Origin of the sequence: Bacteroides cellulosilyticus DSM 14838 (assembly GCF_000158035.1) — a bacterium.
Taxonomy (GTDB): domain Bacteria; phylum Bacteroidota; class Bacteroidia; order Bacteroidales; family Bacteroidaceae; genus Bacteroides; species Bacteroides cellulosilyticus.
The window spans coordinates 1,384,390-1,395,836 of sequence record NZ_EQ973491.1 but is presented as its reverse complement, the minus strand read 5'-3'; the positions used below and the strand labels follow the sequence as shown (position 1 = coordinate 1,395,836).

Annotated in this window: 8 protein-coding genes; 5 read left to right on the top strand and 3 right to left on the bottom strand. The window is 40.9% G+C overall.

The window, feature by feature from the left end; genetic code table 11:
- Nucleotides 1–25: 25 nt before the first annotated feature.
- The 3 genes from BACCELL_RS17745 to BACCELL_RS17735 form a co-directional block, all read right to left on the bottom strand.
- Complete coding sequence (locus tag BACCELL_RS17745) at nucleotides 26–1,084, bottom strand: sensor histidine kinase (RefSeq protein WP_007213347.1); 1,059 nt, start codon at nucleotides 1,082–1,084, stop codon at nucleotides 26–28.
- A complete protein-coding gene (locus BACCELL_RS17740; RefSeq protein WP_007213346.1) occupies nucleotides 1,081–1,761 on the bottom strand; it encodes a response regulator transcription factor in 681 nt (226 codons plus the stop codon). The genes BACCELL_RS17745 and BACCELL_RS17740 overlap by 4 nt, the downstream gene beginning before the upstream one ends.
- Before the next feature lie 89 nt (nucleotides 1,762–1,850).
- A complete protein-coding gene (locus tag BACCELL_RS17735) occupies nucleotides 1,851–2,681 on the bottom strand; it encodes a 4Fe-4S binding protein (protein WP_044153964.1) in 831 nt (276 codons plus the stop codon).
- Between the two features lie 290 nt (nucleotides 2,682–2,971).
- Here BACCELL_RS17735 and rho point away from each other — a divergent pair, with 290 nt between their 5' ends.
- From rho to folD, 5 genes are all read left to right on the top strand, one after another.
- A complete protein-coding gene (gene rho, locus BACCELL_RS17730) occupies nucleotides 2,972–5,011 on the top strand; it encodes a transcription termination factor Rho (protein WP_007213344.1) in 2,040 nt (679 codons plus the stop codon).
- A gap of 177 nt (nucleotides 5,012–5,188) precedes the next feature.
- A complete protein-coding gene (locus BACCELL_RS17725) occupies nucleotides 5,189–7,000 on the top strand; it encodes a tetratricopeptide repeat-containing sensor histidine kinase (RefSeq protein WP_007213343.1) in 1,812 nt (603 codons plus the stop codon).
- The gene (locus BACCELL_RS17720) at nucleotides 6,997–8,961 is read left to right on the top strand and encodes a histidine kinase dimerization/phospho-acceptor domain-containing protein (protein WP_007213342.1); all 1,965 of its coding nucleotides are present in this window, start codon (nucleotides 6,997–6,999) and stop codon (nucleotides 8,959–8,961) included. Before BACCELL_RS17725 ends, BACCELL_RS17720 begins: the two co-directional genes overlap by 4 nt.
- Nucleotides 8,962–9,056: 95 nt before the next feature.
- Nucleotides 9,057–10,376: a signal recognition particle protein gene (ffh, locus tag BACCELL_RS17715; protein WP_007213341.1), complete on the top strand. Its 1,320-nt coding sequence runs from the start codon at nucleotides 9,057–9,059 to the stop codon at nucleotides 10,374–10,376.
- A 154-nt stretch (nucleotides 10,377–10,530) separates the two neighbouring features.
- Nucleotides 10,531–11,412 carry a bifunctional methylenetetrahydrofolate dehydrogenase/methenyltetrahydrofolate cyclohydrolase FolD gene (gene folD / locus BACCELL_RS17710; protein WP_007213340.1) on the top strand — a complete coding sequence of 294 codons (882 nt, stop codon included), beginning with the start codon at nucleotides 10,531–10,533 and terminating at the stop codon, nucleotides 11,410–11,412.
- Nucleotides 11,413–11,447 lie beyond the last annotated feature (35 nt).

Below are 11,447 nucleotides of genomic sequence, written 5' to 3'. Positions count from 1 at the left end.
GCTTTGAAATAATTTCACCAACAAATCACCTAAAATGCACTGAAAATACATGGTGATTCTCTTCGAAAACGTACTGCAACCTCCAACCATGATAGTCGCAAATAGCTTTCGCAATAGAAAGTCCAAGTCCATTCCCAGACGTCTTTGTATCATCAGAACTGAAACGCTGAAAAAGTGTATGGGCATCAAGAGATACCCCATCCGCCGGATTACTGACCGTAAAATAGTTATCGCAAAGCAAAAGTCTAATCTCTCCATCCATTGCAGCAGTATGGCGAATGGCATTGACAACAAGATTATTCAGCAGGCAACTTAACAGAATTGTGTTTACATTGTGCACAACATGGCACGTACGCTGGTCAAGGAATGAAATGTTCAAATCACTGTGCAGTACATTGTAAGTAGGCATTGCCTCACGAATAAAGCTGCCTAAATCGACCTCCTCCATCTCTGTGTACTGTGAATTCTCTATTTTTGCCAAGAGTAGTAAATTGCGATTCAAATGTTCCATCCGGGTATTGAGGTCGTAAAGATCGGAAACAAGACTCATTGACCGCTCGTCCAGTTCTTCCTGCATCAACAAGTCCAGTTTACTGCGAATAATAGAAATAGGTGTTTGGAGTTCATGCGAAGCATTCTCGGTAAACTCTTTCTGTATACGATAAATCTCCTTATCTTTCTGCATCAGCTTTGCCAACGAATTGTTGAGCCGGGCAAATTCTTTTATTTCGGTTTTCTGAAACTGAGGCACTGCACTTTGCGCCAAGTTGAACTGTTCTGTCTTCTGCAACGTATCATCAAACGGCAACCACAGGCGATGTGTAATGAAACGCATCATAATAAACAAAGCAAGGCTCAAGACCAGAAAAATAAGCAGGAACTGAAGCATCATTCCCACCATAATATCCCGTTCTAAATCAATATGTGGAATAGACGTCCCTAATTGCACCGCCTCGATAATGTCTATCATATCCTCCGCATAGAAATACTTGGTGAGCAGGAAAAACAAGGGAGTGGCTAGTATAAAGATTGCCACCGTACAGACAAGGAACTGCGAGAGTGTTTTATGCAAAAGACTTTTCATGATTCTATAGCCCATTTATATCCGGTTCCATAATATGTCTTAATGCAATCTGCCATACCCACATCCGCCATTTTCGCTTTTAAGTTTTTGATGTGGGCATAGACGAAGTTAAAGTCATTCATCATATCCGCCATGTCCCCGCTAAGATGTTCAGCCAATGCACTCTTAGAAACAACACGACGACGGTTTTCAATGAGGAATAACAGAAGTTCATATTCTGTTTTGGTCAAATCAAGCGTGACAGTTCCGACACTAACCACCTTACCAAGCAAATCAATACTTATCGGACCATTCTGTAAAGTGTTGCTGTTCGTAAAACATTTCCTCCTCAACAAAGCAAAAATACGCATACTCAATTCCGGCAGATGAAAAGGCTTGGCTAAATAATCGTCCGCACCGATCTTCAGTCCCGCCACTTTATCGTCTAAAGAATCCTTTGCCGACACGATGATAACTCCCGTCTGAGGCGATGTACTTTTTATTTTTCGCAGCACATCCAATCCATTTCCTCCGGGAAGCATTAAATCCAGCAAGATACAATCATATTCGTAGAGTTCTACCTTCATGACAGCCTCAGCAAAAGAAAAGGCTTGTTCGCACAGATAATCTTCCCGACACAGAAAGCTCACAATGCTGTCGGACAATTCACGTTCATCCTCTACTATCAATAATTTCATAGTTCCTAATTTTAAATACAGACACAAATGTATCGGAGAATTCTGTAGAAATTCTGAATGAAAGGAGTTTATTGCATGTAGGATTAAAGCTATAAAATAATCCGGTCCTCTTTCTGCCGCACAAAGCAGTCTGAAAGCAATGAAGCAAACGGAGTATCATACGTCCGCGCCTTGAACGAACATCCTTTGACACATGCACAACACTTTATGCACTTTTCGGCAATCGTATTACATTCGTCACCTTTCAGGATAGCTCCTGAAGGACAATGTACAGCGCAAACGCCACAATGCGTGCAAAGTTCCGCATTCACTTCCGGTACACGCGGCAAAGGAACACCACTTTTACGCAACTTTATCACCCGGCGCAGAAACTTGAACAAAGGCAGAAAAGGCTGGCGCGGGCGCTGGATACGGTTCACATCCACCGGATACAAGTGTTCCATATCAATGGCGGCATTTATTTTCGTCCGTATCTTTGCACCAAATTCCTCCGCATATTGCAAATCATTTGCATCCGGACGCCCTGGGGCTATTGGATTTTGTTCCGTACTATACGAATGTTCTCCCACAAAAGTAGCCCCGGCAATAACTTTGAAGCCCTGAGCAGAAGCAAATGCGTCCAATTCTATCAAAGCCTTTTCATACGCGCGGTTACCATAAACTACTACTAGCACAACCGGAGATCCTGATGCACGAATGCCCTGCAACCGCTCCATAGCCAAAGGAGCTACCTTGCCACCATACACTGGCACAGCAATAACAGTCAGTGTATTCTCCGGAATATCTACCTCAGCAGTATGCAGTGTTAAATTCGTAGTAACAACATTTGTTAATCCTGTTCCGCGAACAATTGCCTCGCCAACTTGTTTAGATGTACGAGTAGGCGAAAAATAGATGAAATGAACTTCGTTTATATCCATAAATATATGCGCTTTTTCTTGGTTTATCAAGCAAAGATAAAGTTTTAAAATTAAAAAAAAGACGAATTGTTTATGAAACCAAAAATATTTATTACCTTTGCACCGTTGAAACATTCTGTAAACTCCTAAGTGCGGGTAGCTAACAGTTTTCCGGTTCAATAATAAATATCCCATAATCATTATATTAAATAAAGGTATATTTGCCACGTTGCTTGTGACGACAACCGCAGCCGTGTGAACATATCTGTCCAATAACAAAAGAAATTTTAAACCATTCACATATATACTGTATGTATAATATCATTCAATTGAACGACAAAAATTTGTCGGAACTTCAATCTATTGCCCAAGAGCTGGGTATTAAAAAGACAGACTCACTAAAAAAAGAAGAACTTGTTTACAAGATACTTGATGAACAAGCCATCGCAGGTGCTACCAAAAAGGTTGCTGCTGAAAAGCTGAAAGAAGAGCGTAAAGTGGATAGACAACAAAAACGTACCCGCGTAACCGTAAAAAAAGAGAGTACTGACAAAGTCTTCACCGCCAACAAAAATGGCGACCTCACTAAGGCAAAAGCTGAAACCACAGTTGCAGCTGCCAAGGTACAACCAGTAGCTGAGGCAACAAAAGCACCGGTAGCTGAGAAAGCTCCTGAAGCAGTTGTAACCACTGCATCCGCTCCCGAAAAAGCCGAAGACGCTACTCCGAAACGTAAACCGGGGCGTCCGCGCAAAACCAAGACGGAAGAAAAAGCTCCCATACCCGCACCTATGCCTGTTGCAAAGAAGGAAGAGCCTAAAAAAGCTGAACCTGAATTGAACTTTGAAACCGAAGCACCTAAAGTAGTTAAGAAAGTCGTAATAGAGGACAGTCCTATCTTATCAGAACCCGAAGATGACTTCATTCCCATCGAAGATCTCCCGACTGAGAAAATAGAGCTCCCTTCAGAACTGCTGGGCAAATTCGAAGCTACCAAAGCCGAGACTCCTATAGCACCCGTAGCAGAACCCACGCCTGCAACCGCACAACGCCCACGCCTTCGTCCTCGCGACAATAATAATACTCCTTATAATAATAACAACAATAATAATCGTAACAACAACCCGCGTCCTGTTCAGCAACAACGTCCCGCGCAGCAAAATGCTGGTGATAACTATGCTCCTGTGCAAGAACGCAGACCGGTAATTGAGCGCGAAAAAGTATACGAATTCGATGATATCTTGACCGGTACCGGTGTACTGGAAATTATGCAGGATGGTTACGGATTCCTTCGTTCTTCCGATTACAATTATCTTTCTTCACCGGATGATATTTACGTATCACAATCCCAAATTAAATTGTTCGGACTGAAAACAGGTGACGTTGTGGAAGGTGTAATTCGTCCGCCGAAAGAAGGAGAAAAATATTTCCCATTGGTAAAGGTAGGAAAAATCAATGGACGTGATCCGGCTTTCGTACGTGATCGTGTACCATTTGAGCATCTTACTCCGTTATTCCCCGATGAAAAATTCAGATTATGCAAAGGTGGCTACTCCGACTCCATGTCTGCCCGTGTAGTAGATCTCTTTGCTCCTATCGGTAAAGGTCAGCGTGCATTGATCGTGGCACAGCCTAAAACCGGTAAGACCATCCTGATGAAAGATATAGCCAATGCAATTGCAGCAAATCATCCGGAAGTTTACATGATCATGTTGCTTATCGACGAACGCCCCGAAGAAGTAACCGACATGGCTCGTACCGTAAATGCCGAAGTAATTGCTTCAACTTTCGATGAACCAGCCGAACGTCACGTAAAGATTGCAGGTATCGTACTGGAGAAAGCAAAGAGACTTGTAGAATGTGGCCATGATGTCGTTATCTTCCTGGATTCTATCACTCGTCTGGCACGTGCTTACAATACGGTATCCCCGGCTTCCGGCAAAGTTCTTTCAGGTGGTGTGGACGCCAATGCACTACACAAGCCCAAACGTTTCTTCGGTGCCGCCCGTAATATTGAAAATGGTGGTTCACTCACTATCCTGGCTACTGCATTGATTGATACCGGTTCTAAAATGGACGAAGTTATCTTCGAAGAATTCAAAGGTACAGGTAACATGGAGTTGCAACTCGACCGCAACCTGTCCAACAAACGTATTTTCCCTGCAGTCAACATTGTTGCTTCCAGCACTCGTCGTGATGATCTGTTGCAGGATAAGCAAACATTGGATCGCATGTGGATACTCCGCAAATATCTGGCTGATATGAACCCGATAGAAGCTATGGATTTCGTAAAAGATCGTATGGAAAAAACCAAAGACAACGACGAATTCCTAATGAGTATGAACAGCTAAAACTGAAGCCAAAGGATATAATCAACAAGAAATAGGATTAAATATACAAAAAGGACGAGACATTTTCGGATATCTCGTCCTTTTTAGTTATTTTTGTCGCAATTAATCACATATCATTGTATAAACGTATTAGTTAATAAGGTGAAGCTCAGTAAAACGATCATACTATTATTGTTGATGTTATTTTACGGTACTTCCTATATCCTGTCTGCAAGCAAGGATTCGGAAGATGAGCGTATACATCTTATGGAATACCTGATGGATAATAACTTAGGTTATTCTCAGGAAGTCAGATTAAGAGATATCGCCCAATGGGAAAATGAACTTGTAGAAGTATTCCGTAGCAGAAAGGACTATAAATACATGTTCCTTATGCAGCAGATGGCTGTATATGCCCTCGTTTCAGACGGCCACATCAACGAAGCGTTGGAAAAAGCAAATGTTATGCTGAAACAGGCCACTCAAATGAAATACGATATCGGCATAGCCATAGCCCATTATGCAATAGGAGATACTTATCTTAATGCCAACATGAATAATGAGGCTATCGAAGAATACGAAATAGCCATGCAGAAATTGCATAAAGTATCCGACTCCGAAAAATTACAGGAAAAAGTCTTGATTCAACTAATTCCAACCCTCATCAGAATGGGGAGGATGGATAAAGCTAAAGCCTATTTGGATCAAATGGAACAAATGAATGATTATCAGCACAGCCGTTTCATAGAAAATATCTTCCAAGCATATTATTACCTCCATAATAATGATATGGATAAAGTCCGGAAATATATTCAGGAAGCAGAAGAATGGTATGAATACTATCCGTTTTATTTTCATAGTTCTATCTTGAAATATATACAAGCTGAATATGCCAAAAGAATTGGAGATGACGAACTAGCTATCAAATTATATAATGAGCTGACCATAAATACCAGCAGTGCCAATGTCTATAACAGATATCTAAAAATGAAGAATTCACTGGCACAACTGTATACCAAACAAAACAGGCCTAGAGAGGCATGTGCCATTTTTCAAGACATCAATATTGCACGAGATTCTATCAATGCCCGTAACTATTCCACCCAGATAAATCTGTTGCGAACCATATATCAGGTGGACCGTCTCGAGATGGATAATCAAAGCGAGCGAAGCCGTTTGCTTTTTTATTCAATTATAGGTTGTATCCTCATTCTAGGCATATCTATTGTATCCGTACTTTATATTCGTAAAATCAATGCACGCTTGATTGCATCTCAACATAAATTGGAAAAAGCCCGGCAAAGTGCTGAGAACTCCATTCGTACCAAAAGTCTTTTTCTGTCGAATATGAGTCATGAAATACGTACTCCACTAAATGCCTTGTCCGGTTTCTCATCTATTCTGACCGATGCTAATATTGACATCGGAACCCGACAACAATGCAATGAAATCATTCAGCAAAATTCAGACTTACTTTTGAAGCTGATAGACGATGTTGTTGACCTTTCCAGTTTGGAAATCGGGAAAATGCAATTCCAGTTTGGAAACAGCGATGCAGTAGCTATTTGTCGCAATGTAGTGGATACGGTAGAGAAGATAAAGCAAACATCCGCCACAGTCCTATTCCAAACGTCTCAGGAAAAAATGGAAATCTATACGGATGAGGCACGCCTCCAGCAGTTACTTATCAATCTGTTGATTAATGCAACCAAATTTACCACAGAAGGTAGCATAACCTTATTATTGGAGAAAGAATCAGAAGAAATGACTGTGTTTTCGGTTACAGATACCGGTTGTGGGATCGCCCCGGAAAAACAGGGACAGATATTTAACCGTTTTGAAAAGCTGAATGAAAATGCCCAAGGCAGCGGATTGGGACTCTCTATCTGTCAATTAATTGTAGAACGTTTCGGCGGAAGAATATGGATAGATCCTGAATATAAGGATGGTTCCCGCTTCTTGTTTACTCATCCAATTCACTCTACCAACAGAAAGGAGGCAGCGCAATGAAACAAACCTTGTTAATACTCGCTCTTTTCCTACAGAGTTTCCTCGCATTTGCAGAAAATATAACAGAAAAATCATCTGTGGCAGACAGTCTGTTAATCGAACTGCGTGCACTTCCGCATGACACCACAAGATTAAAATTACTTGAGAAACTCGTGCTTACCGAACAAAACTCTCCGCATTATATAGAATATGCTGAAGAAATGTTCAACGAAGCACAGTACCAAAAGAATCCTAAATATATATGCAGCAGTACATATTTCAAAATATTGTACTATTATAATAAGAATGAAGTCGATAGTGTCAGTAAACTGGTGAACTACGTGAAACCCATTGCTGAACGCATGGAGTTTTTCAGGTTGTACTTCAATGCACAAAAATTGCTTATTTATACTTATACATATAAGGAGAAATATGAATATGCCATCAATGAATCATTAAAAATGCTTGAGAAAGCAGAAGAACTGAATAACACAGACGGCCGTATAGCTGCTTATTCATGTCTGGCAAGTGCATACCATGAAACCAACCGTACAAAAGAAGAAGGAGAAGCGCTTCGAAAAGCTCATAAATATGTTTCGGAACAAACAACCAGCAGTACACAGTTTAATGTTCTGAATCAATTAATTGTATTCAGTAAAGACCAGAAAGACTATTCAAGCCTGAAGACGTATCTGAAAGAAAACAAACAGCTATTGCAAAAAATGCTTAGTTTAGATCCGGATATGTATGAATCATATTTCAATCTTTATCTATTCTCAGAAATATTTCAAACTTACTATTATACAGGGATAGGAAAGACAGACTCGGCTAAATATCATATAGAAGAAGCTCAAGACTTCATAACTCCGCAGAGTTATATTCCCTATATGGCCCTGTATTATGATGCAAGTGCGGAGTATTACCGGCATACAAAAGATTATCAGGCTGCACTTCTCTATATAGATTCTGCTCTGATAAAGATGAAACAATTTGAATCTGCCCAAATGGAGTATGCCAAACAATTATCGCGGAAAGCTGACATTCTGCAAGAAATGGGTAAATATGCAGAAGCCCTGCCACTGTACGAAAGTTCCAATCATATTCAGGATTCACTGACTGCCGCCATATCAGCTAAACAACTGGAGGAAATCAAAGAAATACATCATCTGAACCAATTGGTATGGGAGCGTGGAAAACTAAGAAATCGTGTACAAACCAGTATTCTTTTGAGTCTCGGAATCATTTTGATCTTATGTATCGGCTATATGTTCCGCATCAATCTGATACGAAAAGCACTAAAGATATCAGAAAAAGAAACTCATAAAGCCACACGACAGACAGAAGAAGCCAATGAAATGAAGAATCGTTTCCTCTCCAATATGAGTCACGCCATCCGTGTTCCCCTAAACGGAGTATTGGGGTTCTCACAAATCATAGCAAACGAAGCGGAAATAGACGATCAAACCCGTAAAGAATATGCGGAAATTATTCAGCAAAACACGGATCAGCTAATGCGTTTAGTCAACAATGTCCTTGATTTGTCGCGCCTGGAAGCCGGTATGATGAAATTCCAAATGAGTAATTATGACATCGTACAGCTCTGCAACGATGCTGTAGGAATGGCACATATGCAGAATTCTACCTTGCATACTCATTTCATCAGTAACATTGACGAATATATCATCCATACAGACACAAACCGGTTCATGCAATTCGTTGTCAGTATTCTAACTTGTCCATTCGCTTCTTTCAAAGAAGAACGCGATCTCAACTTCACTCTGAACAAGAACGGAGAAATATTACGTTTTAAAATCACCAACTGCCCCCTCGCAGACCTCAAATATGCCAATCAAGACTCTGCTTTGCGTAATGATGTCAACCGTCTGTTTATAAAACACTTTGGCGGTACATATCAAGTAATCCCCGATAGCAAAGAAGGTCCAACTATTCTTTTCACTTATCCCGCTACCTCGGTTGAATAATATTATTGCCTTAAATGAAGGTAGATACGTGGATTTTTTGTACTTTTGCGCCTCAATAAGAGTAATTTGTAATTTATAAATAGAATTATATCATCATGTTCGATAATTTAAGCGAAAGACTGGAAAGGTCGTTTAAAATTCTGAAAGGTGAAGGAAAGATCACCGAAATCAATGTTGCGGAAACCCTGAAAGATGTGCGTAAAGCACTGTTGGACGCTGACGTAAACTACAAAGTAGCCAAAACTTTCACTGATACTGTTAAGGAAAAAGCATTAGGACAAAACGTGCTGACAGCTGTAAAGCCCAGTCAGTTGATGGTAAAAATCGTGCACGATGAACTGACTCAATTGATGGGTGGCGAAACTGCAGAGATTGATTTGGAAGGAAAGCCGGCAGTTATTTTGATGTCCGGTCTGCAAGGTTCCGGTAAGACAACTTTCTCAGGTAAGCTGGCACGAATGCTGAAAACGAAAAAGAACAAGAAGCCATTGTTGGTGGCTTGTGATGTATACCGCCCTGCCGCTATTGAACAGTTGCGCGTACTAGCTGAACAAATTGGAGTTCCAATATACTCTGAACCTGACAGCAAGAATCCGGTGAAAATTGCTGAAAACGCCATTCAAGAGGCTAAAGCCAAAGGATACGATGTAGTCATTGTCGATACAGCCGGACGTCTGGCAGTAGACGAAGAGATGATGAACGAGATTGCCGCTATTAAAAAAGCAATCAATCCAAACGAAATCCTATTCGTAGTAGACTCCATGACCGGCCAGGACGCTGTAAACACAGCAAAAGAGTTTAACGAACGACTTGACTTCAACGGTGTTGTACTAACTAAATTAGATGGTGACACCCGTGGTGGTGCCGCTCTTTCCATTCGTTCGGTGGTGAACAAGCCGATCAAGTTTGTGGGTACAGGTGAAAAACTGGATGCTATTGATCAATTCCATCCCTCACGTATGTCAGACCGTATCCTTGGTATGGGTGACATCGTTTCATTGGTGGAACGTGCCCAGGAGCAGTACGATGAAGAAGAAGCAAAACGCCTGCAAAAGAAGATTGCCAAGAATCAATTCGATTTCAACGATTTCTTGAGTCAGATTGCACAGATCAAAAAGATGGGCAACCTGAAAGACTTGGCTTCTATGATACCGGGTGTAGGTAAAGCTATTAAGGACATTGATATTGATGATAATGCATTTAAAAGTATTGAGGCTATCATCTATTCGATGACTCCGGCAGAACGCAGTAATCCGGCTCTTCTGAACGGTTCGCGTCGTCAACGCATTGCCAAAGGTAGTGGTACGAATATTCAAGAAGTAAACCGTCTGTTGAAACAATTTGACCAAACCCGCAAGATGATGAAAATGGTAACGGGTAGCAAGATGGGCAAAATGATGCCGAAGATGAAATAATAAAGATAAACTGCAAGCATACCAATCCCGCTAATTTCATATTTTAAATGAAGTCAGCGGGATTGTTGTTATATTCGGTTATTTGCTCTATATTTGCGATACTCTTTTAGACCCCTAATACAAGATAAATTATAATCAAAACAAAAATATTTATATGACATTAATTGATGGAAAAGCAATCTCTGAACAAGTAAAACAGGAGATTGCTGCAGAAGTAGCAGAAATTGTAGCAAAAGGTGGCAAATGCCCTCACCTTGCTGCAATTCTTGTAGGCCACGATGGTGGCAGCGAAACGTATGTTGCTGCCAAAGTGAAAGCATGCGAAGTTTGTGGATTCAAATCCAGCCTCATCCGTTATGAAGCGGATGTTACGGAAGAAGAGCTCCTTGCTAAAGTACGTGAATTAAATGAAGATGCAGATGTTGATGGATTTATCGTACAGCTCCCATTACCCAAGCATATCTCTGAGCAAAAAGTGATTGAAACTATCGATCATCGTAAAGATGTAGACGGGTTTCATCCCATCAATGTAGGTCGCATGTCCATAGGATTGCCTTGCTATGTATCAGCAACCCCTAACGGTATTCTTGAACTACTGAAACGCTATCAAATAGAAACTTCGGGTAAGAAGTGTGTAGTATTGGGACGTAGTAATATCGTCGGTAAACCAATGGCTGCACTGATGATGCAGAAAGCCTATCCAGGAGATGCTACTGTAACCGTATGCCATAGCCGGAGCAAAGATCTTGTAAAAGAATGCCAGGAAGCCGATATCATCATCGCTGCATTGGGACAACCCAACTTTGTGAAAGCTGAAATGGTAAAAGAAGGTGCCGTAGTTATTGATGTAGGTACTACACGTGTACCGGATTCTACAAAAAAATCAGGCTTCAAACTGACTGGAGATGTTAAGTTTGACGAGGTTGCTCCGAAATGTTCATTTATCACTCCTGTGCCGGGTGGTGTAGGACCGATGACCATCGTTTCTTTGATGAAGAATACATTGCTGGCTGGTAAGAAAGCAATATATCAATAATAAAAATACCGAATACCGGAAGGAACCTCTTGTGA